This is a genomic window from Weissella paramesenteroides (assembly GCF_051903945.1).
Classification (GTDB): Bacteria; Bacillota; Bacilli; order Lactobacillales; family Lactobacillaceae; genus Weissella; species Weissella paramesenteroides_A.
In genome coordinates this window covers 994,264-1,012,272 of record NZ_CP192268.1, presented here as the reverse complement: position 1 = coordinate 1,012,272, position 18,009 = coordinate 994,264, and the positions used below count along the sequence as shown (strand labels likewise).

Here is an 18,009-nt window from a genome sequence, read left to right as displayed (position 1 = left end):
ATCGATAAATATTAAACTGCAAATATGCTATAATCAACATAAGATTACTAAGAGAAAGTCGTGGTACGTTTCGATGCTAAATAAGGACATCTATGCGGTTGTCGACCTAGAAACAACCCGTACAACGAGCGAATCAGGTCGTATAATTCAAATTGCGATTGCGTTCATACAAAACAAAAAAATAATTAATCAGTTTTCAACACTCATCAATCCTCATGAATCAATTCCACGTAATGTCATACAACTTACGGGCATTAACTCCGAAATGGTGGCAGGGGCTCCCTCATTTGAAGAGGTTGCTGAATCAATTCATACAATGCTAACTGGCACTATTTTTGTGGCTCACAATGTCAATTTTGATTTACCATTTTTAAACGCAGAATTTCAACGAATTGGCATGACGACTCTGAATTTAGTAGCAATTGATACGGTAACATTGAGTCAAATCGTTTGGCCAACCGCACCGGGATTTAGATTAGTTGACTTAACATCATATTTGGCCTTAACACATGGACGACCACATCAGGCAGATAGTGATGCATTAGCTACAGCAGCACTATTGATTGAAATTTTTAATCGTCTTGAAAGTTTGCCGATGGTCACTTTGCAATCGTTGGTTGACTTGCCGTTGGTGTTACCTCAAAACACAAAAACGTTGTTTGAGAAGGCCCTTACAAAAGCAAAAATCAAGCGACAACCATTACCTAAGCAATTACAGGTGATTGATGGTTTGGCTATTCGTCGATTTAGTGATCCGGAACCATTAGCTGCCAAAAAGAGTGTCACTTATCCTGCAAAACGAGCAGCTAAACAACAGCTGTATGGTAGCCAGTTAGTTTATCGAGAGCAACAAGCAAAACTAATGAATGCTATTAATAATCATTACTCAGGTAATTTATTATCAGAAAAGCCTGGAGAATCTGCATTTATAGCTGAGGCGCCAACAGGAATGGGTAAAACATTAGGGTTTTTACTACCTTATGCATACCTAGCCAATCAAAACCAAAAAAAGGTGATTGTTACTGAACCAACAATCACTTTGCAAACTCAAGTGACAGAAACCGTCAATACAGTATTGCATGACGTGCTACCATTTGAGGTACGTGCAGTTAGCCTGAAAGGTCGTCGACAGTATTTGAATTTGCAAAGTTTTAAACGCTCTTTGCAAATTGATGAAGGCACAACATCTTTGCAATTTATTAAAGCGCAAATTTTAGTTTGGCTGACGGAAACAATGCGAGGGGACTTTGATGAATTACACCTCATGAATGCACAACAAAAATTTATTGCAAAATTATCTCAAAACGCAAATAATCCTGCAGGATCGCCATTTTATGGTTACGAGTTTTTTGATAGGCAATATGTACTTGCGCAAAATGCCCAATTTTTAATTGTCAACCACAGTTATTTAGCAGAATATGCCAATGAATTAGGTACCTCTGAGAATAAACCGTATTTAGTTATTGATGAGGCTCAGAATTTACCGGACGCTGTTTTAAATCAAAGCCGTCATCAGTTGCCAATACAAACATGGCTGGCACGAGTGCAAACTGCAATTAATCTTATCTTGCAAGATGCAAAACCAGCTGTTGGTGATATTTTAAGAAACATATTTGGTGGTAATCAATTAAAGAATAAATTACTTCGTTCATTAGAAATGCTGTCAGTTGAGATTCCACAATTACAAGTTTCGTTGTATCGCCGCTTTCTATTGAATCAGAAAGCCCCTGCAACACAAGGAACTTATGAAATTGCGTTAGCTAACAATGATTTTGCACAATTTTGGATTGATCAGAGTAACCACGTTCAAAGTATTCATACGGGAGTTTCCGACTTAGAAAATGCTTTACAAGAATTGCTGACACAATTTAGTGATACAAAGGGAGCTTTTTCATTAGGTGAACGGCAACAGTTAGCTGATTTTCGTCGATTACTAGATAATATCAGCCAGTACGAAAAACAATTAACTACCTTCCAACAAGATTTAGTTGATTTTCCAGAGGCCAGCATCTTTTGGCTAACAGAGACACAAAGTCATGATAGTAGTAATTTACAGTTAAGTGGTGGTCTACTGCATACTTTAAATTATTTTAAAGAGAAAGTGTATCCGCACTTCATGGCACCCACAATTATTGGGGCGACTTTATTCACATCAACCAAATCAGGATACTTATACGATCGTTTAAATTTGGATAAAGAGACGGCAACGGTCAGACATTATCCTGATATCTTTGACTTCAAAAATCAAGCTGATTTGATTATGGTGAAAAATGCACCTTTACCAACAGAAAAAGATTTTTCAAATTACTTAGCAAAACAATTGGTTGATGTGACAACGTCTGTTAATCAAAACACATTAGTATTATTCAATTCATTAGATACTATTCAGCAAGTCTATAATCACATACAATCAAATAAAAAATTTCAACAAAGTTCACTAACTTTATTAGCTCAGGGCGTCACTGGTACCCGGGGGAAGATAAAGAAACGCATGCAATCTGAAAATGGCCTTGTGGTACTTGGTGCTGCTAGTTTTTGGGAAGGCATTGATTTACCTGGTGATCAGCTCAGGCTGCTTATCATAGCTCGTTTGCCATTTGATCGACCAAATACAGTACTACAAAAGGCTGAAGAGGCTGTTATCAGTTCAGAAGGTAAACAACCGTTTTATCAAAGTACTTTACCCAAAGCAGTTTTACGATTAAGACAAGGTATTGGTAGACTTATTCGGACACCTACAGATTATGGTGCGGTCATTATTTATGATGCTAGAATTTTGACTAAATCATATGGCAAAACCTTACGTAAAATGATGCCATCTAATTTACCTCAAAAAGAAATGAATGATTATGAAGTAGCTCTAGAGTTGAAGAATTTCTTTGATGAACATCATAAATATCTTTAATATGCTGTCAAACTTTGGTAAAGTAATAAGTGGTTTATTTTTACAGTGGGCAAAAACTATACACAACAAAGGAGCTTAGTAATATGGAGATGCGATCAACGGTACACGGACGCCGTGGTAAGCGGCTTCGACACTGGTTACTTGGCATTCTGATGTTTTTATTCATTATTTTGATTGGCGTATCGATCCTGGGAGAAGCACAAAAACCTGTTGATACAGCTAAAGAACGTGTCACAAAAATTGCAAAGCAATCAAATAAGTTGACCTCTGTATCAAAATTTTATCGTATTTCTAGACAGAAAGTTTACTATAGTGCTGTTGGCGAAAACAAAAAAAATCAGAAAGTCGGCGTTATTGTTCAAGGAAAATCAGATAAACTAACAACTATAAATATGACGGATGGTTTATCCGAAAAACAGGTTAGAAGGCTAGCAAACAAGCAATTTCATCCGAAAAAGGTAACGAGTATTGGTTTAGCACTTTATAAACAAGTACCTGTTTGGCAACTAACTTTTGTTGATAAGGACAATAACTTAAATTTTATTACCTATCAGTTTTCAGATGGTAAACAAGTTCAAACGATTCGTCATTTATAAAAGTAACAAATAACAAGGGAGCTCAGGACAATGGAGACAATTCGCATTGAAGACGCGAAAAATTATGTTGGCCAAGAAGTACGTTTAGGTGCTTGGTTAAGGAACAAACGTGGATCAGGTAAAATGCAATTTTTGCAATTACGTGACGGAACTGCTTTTTTTCAAGGAGTGGTTGTAAAGTCTGTGGTTGGTGAAGAAATTTTTGCTAAAGCAAAAGCACTTTCACAGGAAACAAGCATGTACTTAATTGGAACAATTGTTGCCGACGAGCGTTCACCATTTGGTTACGAAATGCAAGTTAAGGATTTGACAGTTGTTGGCTCTTCAGAAAATTATCCAATCACTCCTAAGGAGCATGGTACAGATTTTTTGATGGATCATCGCCATCTATACTTACGTCATATCCAACCATTTGCTGTCCTTCGAATTCGAAATACATTGATAGCAGCAACCTATGAATTTTTCAATAAAGAAGGGTTTATTAAAATTGATTCACCACTTCTAACTGGATCTGCTCCCGAAGGAACTACTGAGCTATTCCATACAGAATATTTTGAAGATGACGCTTATCTCTCACAAACAGGTCAATTGTATGCGGAAGCAGGTGCAATGGCATTTGGTCGTGTCTTTACATTTGGACCAACATTTAGAGCTGAAAAGTCTAAAACACGACGTCACCTAACTGAATTCTGGATGATTGAGCCGGAAATGGCATGGATGACACAAGAAGATTCTCTAAAAATTCAAGAACGTTATATTGCCTACCTAATTCAATCAGTGTTGGATCGTAATGAATATGAGTTGGACCTACTTGGTCGTGATAAAGAACTATTAAAGTCATATACACAACTGCCATATCCACGTGTATCTTATGATGATGCAATTAAGCTATTGCAAGAAAATGACTTTGATGTGAAGTGGGGCGTTGACTTTGGTTCTCCTGAAGAAACGTTCTTAGCAAACCATTTTGCAAAGCCCGTATTTATCACAAACTTCCCTAAGGAAATTAAAGCATTTTATATGAAGCGACACCCAGATCGTGATGATGTTGTCATTTCCGCCGATCTATTAGCTCCTGAAGGCTACGGTGAAATCATTGGTGGATCAGAGCGTGATACTGACTTTGATTACCTAGAAAAGCGAATCAAGGAGCAGGGGTTGGATATCGATGAATACTCTTGGTACTTAGATTTACGTAAATATGGTTCTGTACCACATTCAGGATTTGGTCTGGGACTTGAACGTGCAGTCACTTGGATCACTGGAGAAGAACATATCCGTGAGGCGATACCGTTCCCAAGAACTATGAACCGTCTTTGGCCATAAACTAAATATAAATACTATTAGACCGCTACGAATGTTGTTAAATCAACGTTTGTGTCGGTTTTTATTTGTTATTTTCATTTCTAAAACTTCAATCTGTACTTGAAGTTAAGTATTCATTGTCACATGCGACTATGGTATGCTTATAATTGATATTTATTAAGAGGTGACCGAAAAATGGAAATTGATCAGGATAAACTACTAACATTTTTAAATAATGGTCATACAACATTAGATAATTTTTTGCTATTACATTACCGAGAAATTGGTATGAATAATGAAGAATTACTTGTATATATTCAAACAAAATTGGGAATCGATAAAGGAAATTTCGAACCTAGTACTGAATTAATTAGCCAGACAATGGGGTGGTCAGCTAAAAAAGTTTTTTCATATTTAGATGCCATGCGTAAAAAAGGGTTAGTAAACTTTAAAAGTCGTCATGCTAGTGATGGTAAGGTGACAACAGAATTAGATTTTAATCCACTTTATCTAGCATTATTAAATATAAAATCAACAGAAGGACATGCGGATGAACGTGTTAATAATCAAGGTATTCCTAATATAGATAAACAACAAACGCAACAGGCAGATATCTACAATTTAATTGAACAAGAGTTTGGACGTCCTTTAAGTCAGATAGAAATTGAGACTATTAAGCAATGGTTTGATATTGATCATTTCGATCCAAAGTTTATTAAAGCTGCTGTTCAAGAGGCTGTGTTAAACTCAGCACTCAATTTGCGGTATATAGAAACCATCCTTGTTTCTTGGCAAAAAAAGAATTACCATTCACTAAATGACATCAAAAATGAAAGACAAAAACATCGTCAATATAAACAATTGCAAGCTGACGAAGTCGTCGACATTCCAACCGATGTTGATATTTTAAATACTGATTGGGATAAATTTAAATAGAAAAATAATCACCAACTGAGTTGAGAATAATCTTAACTCAGTTTTTTTATGTTAAATTTATAATTTAACATAAAAAAACTGGCCGGAAAATCTGGTTTAAAACCATAATATTTCCGACCAGTTAGTCGTTTAAACTTTATGCAATTTTTTCAAATCTATCTTACTGTGAGTTGCCATTACCATTATTTGACGATGGTTGACTCGGCGTACTTGATTCCTCAGAAGTACTACTGCTCTGTGGTTCTGAAGAAGAAGTTGACTCATCAGAAGACGATGTCGACGCTGATGATGAGGAACTACTACTTGATGATACACTTGAGCTTGAAGACGGCTCCGAACTAGTACTTGATGACGAGCTAGATGAGCTACGTGATGAAGAAGATTTAGATGAAGAACTCTTAACAACTTGACTGATTGTATCTTCAGAAGATGTATCGGCACCAACAACTGAATACTCTTTTACACCATTAACTGTTGTACTCTTTACAGTACTTGGCATGGTCCAATCCGAACCATCAGTACCACTACCTGACATAATATAATCCATCAACGCCTTGTATACACGAAGAGGAGTAAACTGTTGCTCACCAGCTGCTAACGAATGTCCAGTTTCGTTTGGTTGATCGTAACCAGTCCAAACGGAAATTGAAGCTGCTTTCGTGAAACCAGTAAACCAAGCATCTGAGGCAGAGGCATCTGGCATATTCAATGAATCATCATAAGCTGTAACACCAGTCTTACCAGCTTGGGCATAATCTGATGTGTTAATAATCTTGGCATATGAATCAGTAATAACTGACTTCATCATATTAGTTAACATAAATGCTGTTGACGATTTCATAGCAGTGCTTCCTGAATTTTTAAATTCTTTGACAGCGCCACTTTGATCAGTAATTTTTGAGATATATTGTGGCTTATAATACGTACCACCATTGTCGAAGGCAGCAAATGCTGCAGCTTCTTGTTCACTTGATACATCAATACCAATCGCATTTGCTGCCACTAGGTTACCATTATTGCTCTTGATCGTGATCCCTAGTTTTTTTAGGAAGGCAGATGAATTATCATAGCCAACTTCCTGCAATGTCTTAATAGCCGGAATGTTTCGTGAAAGGGCAAGGGCCTTACGCATGGTTATCTTTCCTAGATAAGCACGGTCAGCATCATAAACAGAAGTATTTGTACCAGGATAAACATAAGCTGAATCATCAACAGTATGGTTGGTTGACCAACTTAGATTTTCAACCGCTGGTCCATAGTCAACCAATGGCTTAGCAGTTGATCCTGATGAACGGTTTGTGTTCGTTGCGCGATTTGTTCCTTGCAAGTCACTCTGCTTACGACCACCAATTTGAGCCATAACTTCACCATTATTTGGATTAGTTACTGTCAAACCTACTTGCATCAAGTCATCTGTCCATGAGACATAATCATTCGTATTAGTAATATCGTAGGCTCGTTGTTGAACATCAGGATCTAGGTTGGTTTGTACGACCAAACCATCTTTGTTCAAGTCATAACCTAAGCTAGTCAATTTATTACGTACAGATGTGATATAGGCATCATCAACCTTAGCATTTTTATCTTCTGAATCAACTGCTGCGTGTTCAGCAGTTAAACCATCTTTGATTGATGTTTTGCTATATTTTGTAGCATCAGCTTGAGAAATGACATGATTATTCGCCATTGCCTTTAATACATTATTTCGACGAAGCGTGGCACCCTTAGGATTAGTATATGGGTCGTAGCCAGAAGGTGATTGAGGTAGACCAGCAAGTAGTGCCATCTGCGGTACCGTCAATTGAGACAAATCCTTGTTAAAGTAATATTGTGCGGCAGTTTTCATACCATACACACCGTTACCCATGTAAACCTTATTCATATAAAGAGTTAGAATCTGATTTTTTGAATATTGCTTCTCTAATTTCATTGCCAACCAAGCTTCTTGTGCCTTACGCTTAATCGTTTGATCACTGGCATTTGTTGAAAAAACAGTTAATTTAATTAACTGTTGCGTTAGCGTTGAACCACCTTGTAAGCCTAGTGATGAACCGGTTACATTAGCGAAAGCTGCACCGATGATACGACGAGGATCTACACCATGATGCTTATAAAAACGTCGGTCTTCAATTGAAACAACGGCCATACGCATTTCCTTTGGAATTTCACTCTGTCTTGCCGTTTCTCGTTTTGAACCAGTTGTATAAAATACATTGCCATCTTTATCTAAGAATTTAGTTTGTGAAGTTCCAACTAGTGCGGCATTCGTGACCTTAGGAGCAGAAGATGCATAATAAGCAAATAAACCTGCACCAGCAAATCCACCAACCACAAATAAAATAACAAGCGTCCAGAAAGTGTACTTCAAAACACGCTTTACTTTAGAGCCAGACTTTTTAGGTTTCGGCTGCGTTGGCCGTTTGTTATTTTTCGTGCTGTTACGTCCTCGTTCAACACGTGACATTTCTTCCGTCATACTAAGTTATCTCCTTTTTGTTCACGTCGTGCTAGTAATTTATCCACTGCCGTTAAATAAGGAGTAGTAGGGTTAATTCCTTGTGTAATCAACTCGCCTGATTTAACAACTACTTCATATGGAATGGACTTTCTACCAGTTTCCTTATTATCCCAATATTGAAAAATAAGATCTGCCCACACGACGTAAGTTTCTTTTAAAACCGAAAATCTAATTATCATAAACGCTAAGCCGTGTTGTTTAACAATCGATTTTAAATGTTCGACTTGATGGTCATGAATATTATTTAATGGAAACGAACGTTTATGGGTTGTTTCCTTTGCATCAAAGTCAATATAATATCCTTTGTAGATACCATTGTAATCTGTTGTAGAGGCTTGACGAAAATATGCCTCTGTAATTTTAGCTGCAGAACGAGCCGGATAACTAACATTAACAATTTGAATTGGTGTTGGTTTCTTATGGATAACTGCCTGTCCAGTTGCTAAGTAATAGTTATTCGCTGCGTTGATATCAGCCTCTAAAGACATTCCTCGATTACTTTGCGAACCACCTTGACTTACTCTTGGTTGTTTGAAAGAACTGTTATCAAAGGACTGTCCGTTCGGATAATTAAAAGCCATGACGAACTCCTATAGTTAAACTTTATCTTTGTTATTATACCAAAAGTAGCGTAATAGTGACAGGTTCCATAGATTTGTCAAAAAATATCAGTTATAGGAAGGTGTATAAAACTTAATGAATCGTATTTGGATAACCGGATTTCGAAGTTATGATTTAGGTATTTTTAATAATAAAGATCCAAAATTAGCCATTATTAATTTTGCCCTAAATAAACTTTTGACTAACGCTATTTATGATAATTGCAGTTGGCTCATCACTGGTGGGCAACTTGGCATTGAACAGTGGGCAATAGAAGAAGCACTGCGATTAAAGCAAACAAATTTTCCAGACTTCCAAATTGCTTTGATGACACCATTTTTAGATTTTGGAAAAAACTGGCAGGAGGGCAACCGGGATAAATTGACTTCTTTAAAGCAAGCTGTCGACTTTAGTAGTTCAGTATTTGCTTCAAATTATGAAAGTCCAAAACAATTACAAGCGTATCAAGAATTTATGTTAAACCATACGGATAGAGCAATTATTTTTTATGACGAGGAAGCAGAATCATCACGTGCTCGATTTGACTATCAAGCGATGAAAAATTATGCGTCAAACCACAATTATCCGGTCATGTTAATTGATTTAGATCGTCTACAAGATTATGCTGATGAATACCAACTTGAAAAATCTGACTATTTAGAATAATAAATATTATTTTTTACATAACTAATTTTGTCATCTCTAAAGAAAGCTGGTAAACTAGGATAAGAAGAAAACTAAGGAGTGCAAGTGATGGAAAACGTGCAACATACTCGTGAAGAAATTCTAAACAAGGATTTTAAAAAAACTCGGATTGGTACCGGATACGATATAACAGATGTCGATGCTTATTTAGATGAGATTATTTCTGACTATCAAGCCTTTCAGACTAATATCAATGAATTAAATAATCAAAACCAAAAACTAAAAGATCAAGTTGCTGAGTTAACAAAACAAGTTTCAGCAGCTCCAACGTCAACGCCGAAAGCATCGCCTGCTCCTGCTGTTAATACAAATATGGATATTCTAAAGCGCTTGTCAAATTTGGAACGCCGTGTATTTGGTGCTTCATCGGATCAATTTAAGAGAAATCAAGAAAAAATTGATGACAAACCTGAAGAAGTAGAAGATGTTATTGTAAAAGAAAGTAGTTCACAATCCGCTGAATAAGTGTATAATGATTATTCGTGATGTGTTGGTGGGTAATTGCGTGTGGCTTATGCTGCATGAGGAAAGTCCATGCTCGCACTAACTGTGATGTTAGTAGTGTTCGCGCTAGCTGAAAAAATAAGGCTAGGCATTCAAGTAACTTGAATGACGGCCAGTGAAAGATCTAAGGACTTTGTCTATGATCTAGTAACTGTTAAGGTGCCACAGTGACGAACCATCAAAGAAATGCGATGGGTGGAACGCGGTAAACCCCACGAGCGGGCAACCCAAACTTTGGTAGGGGCGCTTGACCTAACAAAAAGAAGTGATGGTCGGGGAAACAGAAATGTTTGAGATAGATGATTACCACCAAATAACAATTGCCAATTTTTATTTGGAACAAAACATGGCTTACAGCTAATACATCAGGCAGCCGACGTCCTTGTGGCGTCGGTTTTCTTTTTGCCCAAATTTTTAATCTCATTTATAATAAAAAGTATCAACTTGAAAAGAGAACGGAACATGAAAAACTTTAAACTTATGGCAACAATGGGTGCTGGTATGGAATCACTAGTGGCCCGCGAACTAAAAGAGATGGGGTACGCAACTGAAACAGAAAACGGACGAGTTTTTTTTGATGGTACTGTTGAAGATATTTATCGAACAAACCTATGGTTGCGCGTCGCTGATCGAATTAAAATAGTTGTTCAAGAATTTGATGCAAAAACTTTTGATCAATTATTTGAAAAAACAAAATCATTTCCTTGGGAAGATTTACTACCATACGATGCTAATTTTCCAGTAAATGGACGATCAAAAAATTCAATACTACATTCCGTTCCAACTGTACAGGCAATTACTAAAAAAGCAATTGTTAAGCGTTTATCTGAGGCTTACCATACTCATAGTTATCTTCCAGAAACTGGTCAACGGTATGTTTTAGAAACGGCCATCGATAAAAACCACGTTATGATTACACTAGACACAACGGGTGATTCATTATTCAAACGTGGTTACCGTACAGAAAAAGGTGGGGCTCCCTTAAAAGAAACCATGGCTGCAGCACTAGTTAAATTAGCACATTGGTTCACGGATAACCCATTTGTCGATCCGACAACTGGATCAGGTACAATTGCTATTGAAGCGGCATTAATCGGACGCAATATTGCTCCTGGTTTAAATCGTGAGTTTGATATTACTGATTGGGATTGGTTTGATAAAAATATTGGTCAAACCTTAAAAGCACAAGCACGTAGTATGATTAATTTTGATGAATCATTAGACATAACAGGTTACGATATTGATGAAAATATGATTGAGATTGCTAAAGCCAATGCTGAAGCTGCTGGTGTAGGCGAAGATATTACATTTAAACAGTTAGCTGCAGCCGATTGGTCAACTGATAAAATTAATGGTGTCCTAGTCGCTAATCCGCCTTATGGTGAGCGTCTAGGAGATGAAGAAGCTGCTCGTAAGCTATACAGTCAAATGGGACATATCTATAACAATATGCCAACTTGGTCTAAATATATTTTGACATCAGATGAAGAATTTGAAACCGCATTTGGTAAAAAAGCAACAAAAAAGCGCAAATTATACAACGGTGCACTAAAAGTTGATTTATATCAATATTGGGGTAAAAAAATTCGCAATTAGTTAGACAATATTTGAAATTCGAGAGGAGACATACTATGAATCCGTTACTTGCGGGTATGAATGATAAGCAAGCTGAAGCTGTTATGACAACAGAAGGGCCACTATTAATAATGGCTGGTGCGGGTTCTGGAAAAACACGTGTGTTAACGCATCGGGTCGCTCATCTAATACAGGATTTGGATGTTTTACCTTGGCGTATTTTGGCAATCACATTTACTAACAAAGCTGCGCGTGAGATGAAAGAACGTATTAGTCAGCTTGTGGATGAATCAGATGCCGAGGCTGTTTGGGTATCGACTTTTCACGCACTGGCTGTTCGTATTCTACGCCGTGACATTGATAAGTTAGGTTATAAAAAAGACTTTTCTATTATTGATGCAAGTGCCCAGCGTACTTTAATAAAACGGATTTTAAAGGATTTTAATGTTGATATTGAAAAATATGCTCCTCGTTCAGTATTAGGTGCCATTTCTAATGCAAAGAATGCAATGGAAGGGCCAGAAGAATACGCTAAAAAGGCAACGGGTCCATTTGAGGAAATCGTTGGTAAAGCTTACAAAGAATATCAACACCGTTTAGCTTTAGCCCAGTCATTAGACTTTGATGATCTGATTATGTTGACAATAGAATTATTACATAAAGATCAAGAAGTCCTTAGTTATTATCAAGAAAAGTTTCTTTATGTGCATGTTGATGAGTACCAGGACACGAATGATGCACAATATGAGTTAGTAACATTACTTTCGGGTAAGCACCGTAATTTAGCGGTTGTTGGGGATTCAGACCAATCGATTTATGGCTGGCGTGGTGCAAACATGCAGATTATTTTGAACTTCAGTAAAGAATATCCTGATGCCAAAACAGTCATGCTAGAGCAAAACTACCGATCAACACAAACGATTCTTGACGCTGCGAATGCAGTGATTCGTAATAACAATGAACGAATTGCTAAAAAACTTTGGACTGATAATGGTGAAGGTGAAAAAATCACATACTATCGTGGTCAATCTGATCGCTCAGAAGCCCTTTTTGTTATTAAAGAAATTCGTGACACCGTTGATTCGCAACAACATGATTATAAAGACTTTGCCATTTTATATCGAACAAATGCACAATCGCGTGGGGTTGAAGAGGCGTTGGTAAAGGCCAACATGCCATACACTGTCGTTGGCGGTTCAAAATTCTATGATCGTAAGGAAATCCGTGATGTTTTGGCGTATTTGTCATTAGTAACAAATCCAGCTGATAATGAAAACTTCTTACGCATTGTTAATGAGCCAAAACGTGGTATTGGTCAAACTTCACTAGAGAAATTACGTCGATTTGCACTAGAAAACAACTGGACACTTTTGGATAGTGCGGCTAATGCGACTTTAATTCCTGGACTTTCTGCAAGAGCAGCTAATAAACTAACTGATTTTGCTAAAATGATTTCGGACTTTATCAAACAAATGTCATTTGATTTAAGCTTGACTGATTTAACAAAATCTATTTTGGAAAAATCTGGCTATGAAGCCCAACTTAAAAAGTCACCAACGCCAGAAAATGAAGGACGCCTTGAAAATTTGTCCGAATTTTTATCAGTTACAGAAGAATTTGATAAAAATTATGAGCCAAGTGATGAAAGTATCTCAAAGTACGTTGACTTTTTAGGTGAGCTAGCATTAGTTTCTGATTTAGATAACGTTGATGAAAATAGTAATAACCAGATCACATTAATGACTCTTCACGCTGCGAAGGGATTGGAGTTCCCTGTGGTCTTTCTAGTTGGTATGGAGGAGAATATCTTCCCATTATCAAGAGCGGCCGCGGATGATGATCAACTTGAAGAAGAGCGACGCCTAGCCTATGTGGGTATTACTCGGGCAAAAGAAAAACTATTTCTAACAAATGCTTATTCAAGATTATTATATGGACGAACAACTAGTAATCCTGCTTCGAGATTTATAGATGAAATTGATGCAAAGTTAATCGATGAAAAGTATGATGGTTCCGGTTTCCAAGCTTTGAATCGTGAAAGAGATTTACCATTCAGTAAACGTTCTATTCCTGCACAGGGAGTAACATTTAGTGGCCGTAAGCGACAACAACCTGTCCAGCTCACTAGTCAATCAAGACCAAATGTCACCAATACTGGTGCTGAAAAGAAGGATTGGGTAATTGGTGATGCCGTGCAACATAAAAAGTGGGGAATTGGTCATGTCATCAAGATTACAGGAGAGGGCGAAGATAAAGAATTAGACATCGCTTTTCCAGATCAAGGCATTAAACGACTATTAGCTGCCTTCGCTCCCATTAGTAAAGTTGAATAATAGACAGGAGGTTAATCATGACAGAGGTTACTCTAACAGACCCAACTGAAGCTGCTCAACAAATGGAAAAGCTACAATTGCAGTTACAGCAATGGGCCAAGGAATATTATGAAAATGATTCTCCAACTGTTGAAGATGCTGAATATGATAAAGTTTATAAACGTTTACAAGAACTTGAAGCATCCTTTCCAGAATTAGCCAGCCCAGACTCTATTACACAACAGGTTGGTGGTCATAAAACAAAATCTGAATTACCTAAGGTTGAACATGACGTTCCCATGTTATCTTTGGGAGATGTTTTTTCAATGGATGAATTAACCAACTGGATGGTAAACACACAAAAATCATTTACCGAAGAACTGAGCTATAATGCGGAGTTAAAGATAGATGGACTAGCAATTAGTTTGGTCTACCAAGAAGGACTGTTAGTCCAAGCTTCCACACGTGGTGATGGTAATGTTGGTGAGGATGTAACTAGCAATATTAAGTACGTTGATGACATCCCTAAAAAATTAAGTGAACCGCTATCTATTGAAGTTCGTGGTGAAATTTATATGCCTAAAGAAGCATTTGTTTCATTAAATGAAAGTCGTGAACGAGATGGTTTGCCGACATTTGCAAATCCACGTAATGCCGCAGCAGGATCACTTAGACAATTAGACCCGCTTATTACAAAAAAGCGTAGACTATCTGCATTCATGTATCAGGTAGTAGATGCACCTCGATATTTAAACATTACAACACAATCCGAACTGTTAAAACGATTAAGTCAATTAGGTCTACCAGCAAACAGTACAAATGCTGTTGTTACAAGTATGGCAGATGTTGAAAATTATATTGTTTCACAAACAAATCATCGTGATTCACTTTCATATGGTATTGATGGTATTGTGATTAAAGTAAATAATTTAAGTTTTCATGAAGAACTAGGGAATACAGTGAAAGTGCCAAAGTGGGCAATTGCATACAAATTTCCACCAGAAGAAGCAGAGACAGTCATCCAAAATATTGAATGGACTGTCGGACGTACTGGAGCTGTAACACCTACTGCAGTGATGAATCCTGTTCAACTTGCAGGAACAACCGTTTCTCGTGCGTCACTGCATAATGCCGATTATTTACAAGCAAAAGATATTCGAATTGGTGATACGGTCACCCTGCATAAAGCTGGTGATATTATTCCTGAGGTTGGGAAAGTTATTATTGAACGACGGCCAGAAGATAGCGTACTTTACGAACTACCAAAAGAATGTCCTGCCTGTCATCAATCACTTGTACACGTTGATGGAGAGGTTGCATTAAGATGTATTAATCCAGCTTGTCCTGCACAAGTACAAGAATCATTAACGCATTTTGCTTCTCGAAATGCCATGAATATTGACGGACTAGGTCCTAAAATTATTTCACAATTACTAGCACATGGATTAATTACAAAAGTTACTGATTTATATCGATTACAATATGATGATTTAATTAACTTAGATAAGTTTGGTGATACAGCTGCAAATAATCTATTAAATGCTATTAATTTATCAAAAAATAATTCTGTAGAACGTTTACTATTTGGCTTAGGTATTCGAAACGTTGGGGCAAAGGCTGCTAAAACAATTGCTACAAAATTTGGTAATCTTCAGGCAATAGCTGAAGCAACAGCTGATGACATTGCCAAATTACCAGGTATGGGGTTAACGATTGGTGATAGTGTTGCACAATACTTTGCCACAGAGCAAGCACAGCAACTATTAAATGACTTTATAAATCTTAAAGTCAATACAGAATTTACTTCCCAAACAGCTGTAATCGATAATCCAATGTTTTCAGGCAAAAAAATCGTATTAACAGGTTCGCTATCACTATTTTCAAGACGTGATGCATCTGCATGGTTAGAGTCTCAAGGAGCTATTGTGGCCAGCTCAGTTTCGAAAAAAACTGACTTGCTGATTGCTGGAGAAAATGCTGGTTCTAAACTCACAAAAGCCCAAGATTTAAATATTGAAATTTGGTCAGAAAAACAATTGCGTGATACTATGGATAATAATGAATAAATTTCTAAACTAAATGGTTTAGATTAAAAGGAGAACACGTATGCGTGCAGTAAAATGGCTTTCTGCCATTGGTGTTGTTGCGGTGTTAATTGCAGCACTAGTTTTCTTTGGAAACTTTTTTTCTAAAAACTCTTCTTCAGTTTCAAATTCAAATAGTGGCAAAACAACAACCACGGCAACAAAATCAAGTTCTAAAAAAGGAATTCAAATAACCGAAAAAAATAACAACTCATCTTATCAGACAGTGATAAAGAATGGTCGATATTTAACGAGTAAGGCTAGAGGTGTTTCTGCAACTCAACAAAATAACACTTATGATCAAGTCAGTTTTGAAAATGGTTTACAGGATTTCGCGAAAGAGCACTTTAGTACATCAAAATATATTTTCCAAGAGGGACAATATTTAACAACCGATACCGCTAATAATTGGCTGGATCGTAAATCAAATAGTAATCCAACTGGCTTAAATCCAGTAGATAATGGTAAAACAGACAGCAGTCGTAATCCAATTTACTTGCAAACTATCGAAGAACAAGACTTTATGACTAAAGAGGGTAGCAATCTAAAGTTGAATGGTATTGTACTTGGGTTAGCTATGAATACACAGGATGTTTACCAAAAGGAACAATATGGCGCTAGCTATACACAAGATATCAATAGTGCCGATCGTATTCAAAAAGGTAAAGAAATGGCCAATGAAATTGTCCAAAGATACCGTAAGATGAGTGGTATTGGTAATGATATTCCAATCTACGTTGCTATGTATGCCCAATCAAAGGATGACTCACTGGCAGGTGGTAATTTCTACAGTTGGAATGTCTCAAAGTCAGGTAATACACTTGGTAATTGGACAGACATAAATGATCAAACTGTTGTATTACCTATGCAGACAGGTACTGGTGATGAAAAAGCAGTTGCAACAAAATTGAATACAAGTTTTACTAACTTCTCAGATAACATTCAAAGCTTTTTCCCTAATTTGTCTTCTGTAACTGGACAGGCATCCTATGAAGGAAATAATCTAAAGGGATTGATTGTTGATGTCTCAACGCAATTCTACTCAGCCACTGAAATAGAAAGTTTTGCTAACTATATTGCGCAGAGTGCACCAAATTATCTACCTAAGGGCGTACCAGTAAAGATTAAAATAGAAGCATCAACGGGTATGCAAGCATACTTAATTCAAGGAGCAAACGATAGTAAATATAAAGTCACTATCCTAGGTTCATACTAATCGCAATAAAAGAGTCACAGAAATGTGGCTTTTTTTCTTGCATTTCTATACATTTAACAGTAGTATGATAAAAATATATATTTTATGAGGAGGCATATACTAATGGGAATGCACCAATATTTGTCAGGTTTGAATGAGCTAGAGATGATTACTCGAGCACCCGGATATTTTAAATACCAACCACATTCGGTTGCTGCTCATTCTTGGAAAGTGGCTGAGGCGGCTCAATTCCTTGGAGATATTGAAGAAGCACATGGCAAAGAAGTTGATTGGCGTATGTTATATGAAAAGGCGTTGAATCATGATATCACTGAACGTTTTATTGGTGATATCAGAACTCCTGTAAAATATGCATCATCTACGTTAAGACATATGCTTGCAGATGTAGAAGATACGTTGTCTGATAATTTTATTCGGACTGAAATACCTGAAGAATTACAAGAAGTCTATACCCGTCGTCTTCATGAGGGAAAGGATGATACCTTAGAAGGCCGAATCCTATCTGTTGCCGATAAGGTAGACCTATTATATGAGGCATTTGGTGAACTTCAAAAAGGCAATCCCGAACCGGTCTTTACGGAAATTTATAAAGAAAGTCTCGAAACTATTTTTGCTTTTCGTGATATGCCAAGTGTGGCATATTTCATTAAGGAAGTATTACCTGAATTATTAAATGAACATTTCCCAGGTTCCGAAAAACTACAACGTATTTACATTGGTATTTTTAATGCTGATTAGTCTGTTATAATGGCG

Annotated in this window: 13 protein-coding genes and 1 other RNA gene; 12 read left to right on the top strand and 2 right to left on the bottom strand. The window is 36.9% G+C overall.

Features of this window, described 5'->3' with window-relative positions:
• Window positions 1-73: 73 nt before the first annotated feature.
• From ACQ4QH_RS04805 to ACQ4QH_RS04790, 4 genes are all read left to right on the top strand, one after another.
• Window positions 74-2,905, top strand: coding sequence for a helicase C-terminal domain-containing protein (locus ACQ4QH_RS04805; RefSeq protein ID WP_439819470.1), 2,832 nt, complete (start codon window positions 74-76; stop codon window positions 2,903-2,905).
• An 83-nt stretch (window positions 2,906-2,988) separates the two neighbouring features.
• Entirely contained in the window at window positions 2,989-3,501 is a 513-nt protein-coding gene (locus tag ACQ4QH_RS04800) for a cell wall elongation regulator TseB-like domain-containing protein (RefSeq protein WP_439819469.1), read from the top strand.
• 30 nt (window positions 3,502-3,531) lie between these two features.
• Window positions 3,532-4,827 (top strand): asparagine--tRNA ligase, encoded by a 1,296-nt coding sequence (asnS, locus tag ACQ4QH_RS04795; RefSeq protein WP_002827148.1) that lies wholly within the window; start codon window positions 3,532-3,534, stop codon window positions 4,825-4,827.
• 174 nt (window positions 4,828-5,001) lie between these two features.
• Window positions 5,002-5,742, top strand: a complete 741-nt coding sequence (locus ACQ4QH_RS04790; RefSeq protein ID WP_439819468.1) for a DnaD domain-containing protein — start codon at window positions 5,002-5,004, stop codon at window positions 5,740-5,742.
• Between the two features lie 160 nt (window positions 5,743-5,902).
• On the opposite strand, the gene ACQ4QH_RS04785 is transcribed toward ACQ4QH_RS04790, so the two are convergent.
• Both ACQ4QH_RS04785 and recU read right to left on the bottom strand, forming a co-directional pair.
• Window positions 5,903-8,218: a PBP1A family penicillin-binding protein gene (locus tag ACQ4QH_RS04785; RefSeq protein WP_439819467.1), complete on the bottom strand. Its 2,316-nt coding sequence runs from the start codon at window positions 8,216-8,218 to the stop codon at window positions 5,903-5,905.
• On the bottom strand, window positions 8,215-8,841 hold the full coding sequence (gene recU, locus ACQ4QH_RS04780) for a Holliday junction resolvase RecU (protein ID WP_439819466.1): 627 nt from the start codon (window positions 8,839-8,841) through the stop codon (window positions 8,215-8,217). The genes ACQ4QH_RS04785 and recU overlap by 4 nt, the downstream gene beginning before the upstream one ends.
• Window positions 8,842-8,956: 115 nt before the next feature.
• On the opposite strand from recU, the gene ACQ4QH_RS04775 reads away from it, so the two are divergent.
• The 8 genes from ACQ4QH_RS04775 to ACQ4QH_RS04740 all read left to right on the top strand — a co-directional run bounded on the left by ACQ4QH_RS04775 (window position 8,957) and on the right by ACQ4QH_RS04740 (window position 17,994).
• On the top strand, window positions 8,957-9,526 hold the full coding sequence (locus ACQ4QH_RS04775; RefSeq protein WP_439819465.1) for a DUF1273 domain-containing protein: 570 nt from the start codon (window positions 8,957-8,959) through the stop codon (window positions 9,524-9,526).
• An 87-nt stretch (window positions 9,527-9,613) separates the two neighbouring features.
• A complete protein-coding gene (gpsB, locus tag ACQ4QH_RS04770; protein WP_251940468.1) occupies window positions 9,614-10,030 on the top strand; it encodes a cell division regulator GpsB in 417 nt (138 codons plus the stop codon).
• Between the two features lie 24 nt (window positions 10,031-10,054).
• An RNA gene (gene rnpB, locus ACQ4QH_RS04765) (RNase P RNA component class B) lies at window positions 10,055-10,428 on the top strand.
• A 103-nt stretch (window positions 10,429-10,531) separates the two neighbouring features.
• Complete coding sequence (locus tag ACQ4QH_RS04760; protein WP_439819464.1) at window positions 10,532-11,665, top strand: THUMP domain-containing class I SAM-dependent RNA methyltransferase; 1,134 nt, start codon at window positions 10,532-10,534, stop codon at window positions 11,663-11,665.
• Window positions 11,666-11,700: 35 nt separating this feature from the next.
• A complete protein-coding gene (gene pcrA / locus ACQ4QH_RS04755; protein ID WP_439819463.1) occupies window positions 11,701-13,977 on the top strand; it encodes a DNA helicase PcrA in 2,277 nt (758 codons plus the stop codon).
• Between the two features lie 17 nt (window positions 13,978-13,994).
• Window positions 13,995-16,022 (top strand): NAD-dependent DNA ligase LigA, encoded by a 2,028-nt coding sequence (gene ligA, locus ACQ4QH_RS04750; protein ID WP_439819462.1) that lies wholly within the window; start codon window positions 13,995-13,997, stop codon window positions 16,020-16,022.
• Between the two features lie 40 nt (window positions 16,023-16,062).
• Window positions 16,063-17,256, top strand: coding sequence for a CamS family sex pheromone protein (locus ACQ4QH_RS04745; RefSeq protein ID WP_439819461.1), 1,194 nt, complete (start codon window positions 16,063-16,065; stop codon window positions 17,254-17,256).
• Window positions 17,257-17,358: 102 nt separating this feature from the next.
• Window positions 17,359-17,994, top strand: coding sequence for a YfbR-like 5'-deoxynucleotidase (locus tag ACQ4QH_RS04740; protein WP_040760127.1), 636 nt, complete (start codon window positions 17,359-17,361; stop codon window positions 17,992-17,994).
• Window positions 17,995-18,009 lie beyond the last annotated feature (15 nt).

Excerpts from the sequence above, each read along its gene's own strand:
- ligA (WP_439819462.1), top strand. The coding sequence starts at position 13,995 with ATGACAGAGGTTACTCTAACAGACCCAACTGAAGCTGCTCAACAAATG.
- ACQ4QH_RS04745 (WP_439819461.1), top strand. The coding sequence starts at position 16,063 with ATGCGTGCAGTAAAATGGCTTTCTGCCATTGGTGTTGTTGCGGTGTTA.
- ACQ4QH_RS04805 (WP_439819470.1), top strand. The coding sequence starts at position 74 with ATGCTAAATAAGGACATCTATGCGGTTGTCGACCTAGAAACAACCCGT.
- ACQ4QH_RS04760 (WP_439819464.1), top strand. The coding sequence starts at position 10,532 with ATGAAAAACTTTAAACTTATGGCAACAATGGGTGCTGGTATGGAATCA.
- ACQ4QH_RS04785 (WP_439819467.1), bottom strand. The coding sequence starts at position 8,218 with ATGACGGAAGAAATGTCACGTGTTGAACGAGGACGTAACAGCACGAAA.
- recU (WP_439819466.1), bottom strand. The coding sequence starts at position 8,841 with ATGGCTTTTAATTATCCGAACGGACAGTCCTTTGATAACAGTTCTTTC.
- ACQ4QH_RS04775 (WP_439819465.1), top strand. The coding sequence starts at position 8,957 with ATGAATCGTATTTGGATAACCGGATTTCGAAGTTATGATTTAGGTATT.
- ACQ4QH_RS04790 (WP_439819468.1), top strand. The coding sequence starts at position 5,002 with ATGGAAATTGATCAGGATAAACTACTAACATTTTTAAATAATGGTCAT.
- asnS (WP_002827148.1), top strand. The coding sequence starts at position 3,532 with ATGGAGACAATTCGCATTGAAGACGCGAAAAATTATGTTGGCCAAGAA.
- ACQ4QH_RS04740 (WP_040760127.1), top strand. The coding sequence starts at position 17,359 with ATGGGAATGCACCAATATTTGTCAGGTTTGAATGAGCTAGAGATGATT.
- pcrA (WP_439819463.1), top strand. The coding sequence starts at position 11,701 with ATGAATCCGTTACTTGCGGGTATGAATGATAAGCAAGCTGAAGCTGTT.
- gpsB (WP_251940468.1), top strand. The coding sequence starts at position 9,614 with ATGGAAAACGTGCAACATACTCGTGAAGAAATTCTAAACAAGGATTTT.
- ACQ4QH_RS04800 (WP_439819469.1), top strand. The coding sequence starts at position 2,989 with ATGGAGATGCGATCAACGGTACACGGACGCCGTGGTAAGCGGCTTCGA.